Annotated in this window: 2 protein-coding genes; one reads left to right on the forward strand and one right to left on the reverse strand. The window is 77.0% G+C overall.

Annotated features, from left to right (window positions below; translation table 11 throughout):
- Positions 1 to 224: 224 nt before the first annotated feature.
- Complete coding sequence (gene lnt / locus ACFXPX_RS34305; protein ID WP_380644415.1) at positions 225 to 1,850, forward strand: apolipoprotein N-acyltransferase; 1,626 nt, start codon at positions 225 to 227, stop codon at positions 1,848 to 1,850.
- Here the strand turns inward: lnt and ACFXPX_RS34310 are convergent.
- On the reverse strand, positions 1,808 to 2,283 hold a 476-nt coding region (locus ACFXPX_RS34310; protein ID WP_380644416.1), incomplete at its 5' end, for a VOC family protein. The genes lnt and ACFXPX_RS34310 overlap by 43 nt on opposite strands.

Here is a 2,283-nt window from a genome sequence, read left to right on the forward strand (position 1 = left end):
GCCCCCCGGGGCCCACGGGGCGGGCCACGCGGGGTCCCCCCCCCCCACCTCCGGGGGCCGGGCCCCCCCCCCTCGGGGAGGGCGGCCGGCCGCGGTTCGGTCACGGGAATCCGTCCGCTTGTTCCAACGGCTCGTTCCAACGACCTGCACCGTTCCGAGGACCGGCGTCAACCACGCGTACCGCCATCTGGCACCGGCCGTCACCCGAGCGGACAATACGGGGCATGTCGCGCCGCACCGGCACCGCCGGCCCAGTCCCGAGCACGGCCCCGACCGACGCCCGGGAGCCGCACGCACCGCACCGCCACCGCCACCGGGCGCGGCTCGCCGCGCTGGCGGCCGGAGCCGTACCGGTGGTCGCGTTCCCGACCCCCGGCCAGGCCTGGCTCGCCTGGGTCGCGCTCGTCCCCGGGCTGCTGCTCGCCCAACGGGCACCGTCGGGGCGGGAGGCGGCGGTGCGCGGGTGGTGGTTCGGGGCGGGCTTCATCCTCACCGCGATGTACTGGCTGGTCCCCTCCGTCGGACCGGCGCTGCCCGTACTCGCCGTGCTGTTCGGGGCCCTGCAGGCGCCGGTCGGGTACGCGGTGCACCGCCTGCTGCGCCCGCCGACGACCACCCGCCGGGCACTGCTCGCCCTGCTGGTCGTCCCCGCGGTCTGGGTGGGCACCGAGTACGCGCGGTCCTGGCACGCGCTCGGCGGACCGTGGGCACTGCTCGGCGCCACCCAGTGGCAGCACCCGGCGGTCCTCGGACTCGCCTCGGCGGGCGGGATCTGGCTGGTCAGCGCCGCGGTGGCGGCCGTCAACACCGGAGTACTGATCATCCTGACGGCGGTGCCCCGGCGGCCCCGGGCGGTCGCGGCGCTGGTCACCGTCCTGGTGCTGGCCGCCGGACCACTGCTGTTCGCGCTGCGCCCGGCACCGGTCGGGGCCGGGGCGGTCACCGTGGCGCTCGTCCAGCCCGGCGTCGTCGAGGACCCGCAGGCCCGCTTCGACGCGAGCGTCCGGGCCACCGCCGACCTGGTCGGGCGGCCGGTCGACCTGGTGGTGTGGGGCGAGAGCAGCACCACCGCCGACCTCGACCGCGACCCGGCCGCCCTGGACGCGCTGCGCCGGCTCGCCGCCACCACCGGCGCCGAGGTGATGGCCGGGGAGGACGCCCGCAAGGCGGACGGGCGGATCTCCAAGGACGCGGTGCTGGTCTCCCCCGCGGGGGTGGTCGACCGCTACCGGAAGATCCGGCTGGTGCCCTTCGGCGAGTACATCCCGCTGCGGCCCGTCCTCGGCTGGATCGCCGGGGTCAGCCGGGCCGCGGGCGAGAACCGGGCCCCCGGCACGGCCTTCCACGTGCTGCCCGCCACCGACCGGGCGGGCCGGCCGCTGCCGGTCGGCGCGCTGATCTGCTTCGAGTCGGCCTTCCCGGACATGGCGCGCACCGCCGCCCGGGACGGCGCCCGGGTGCTGGTCTACCAGTCCTCCACCTCGACCTTCCAGCACACCTGGGCACCCGAACAGCACGTCTCGCTGGCCGCGATCCGGGCCGCCGAGACCGGGCGGCCCGCCGTCCAGGCCTCGCTGACCGGTGTCTCGGCCGCCTTCGACGCCCAGGGCCGGCAGCTCGCCCGGCTCGGCACCGACTCCACCGGCGCGCTGACCGTACGGCTGCCGCTCACCGCGCCCGGGACGCTGACCTGGTACGACCGGATCGGCGACGTGGTGCCGCTGGGCGCGCTGCTCGTCACGGCGGGCGCGGGAGCGGCCGACCTGCGTTCGCGCTCCGCCCGTCGGCGGACGGGAGGACCGGCCGTTCAGGGCCCCCCTCCGCCGTCCCCGGCCTCGCCGTCGGTGTAGACGCCGAACGGGGCGCCCTGGGCGTCGCGCAGGACGGCGATCCGCCGGCCCGGCATGGAATAGGCGGGCATCAGCACGTCCGCGCCCATCGCGACCGCCCGGCCGACGGTGTTGTCCACGTCGGCGACCGAGAAGTACGGCAGCCAGTGCGGCGCCACCTGCGGCGGGAAGCCGTCGTCCATCACCACCATGCCGCCGAAGTCCTGACCGTTCAGGCCCCACTGGGTGTAGTGCTCGGACGGCGCGACGGACCAGCCGAAGACCGCCGGGTAGAAGGCCCGCGCCCCGGCCGCGTCCCGGGTCGCCAGTTCCACCCAGCCCAGCGAGCCCGGCTCGTTGAACACCCCGGCGCCCGCGAAGGCCCGGGCCTGCCAGAGGATGAGGACGGCTCCGGACGGGTCGGCGACCACCGAGAAGCGGCCCAGGTCCGTCA

Origin of the sequence: Kitasatospora sp. NPDC059146 (assembly GCF_042786665.1) — a bacterium.
In the GTDB taxonomy this organism is placed as follows: Bacteria; Actinomycetota; Actinomycetes; order Streptomycetales; family Streptomycetaceae; genus Kitasatospora.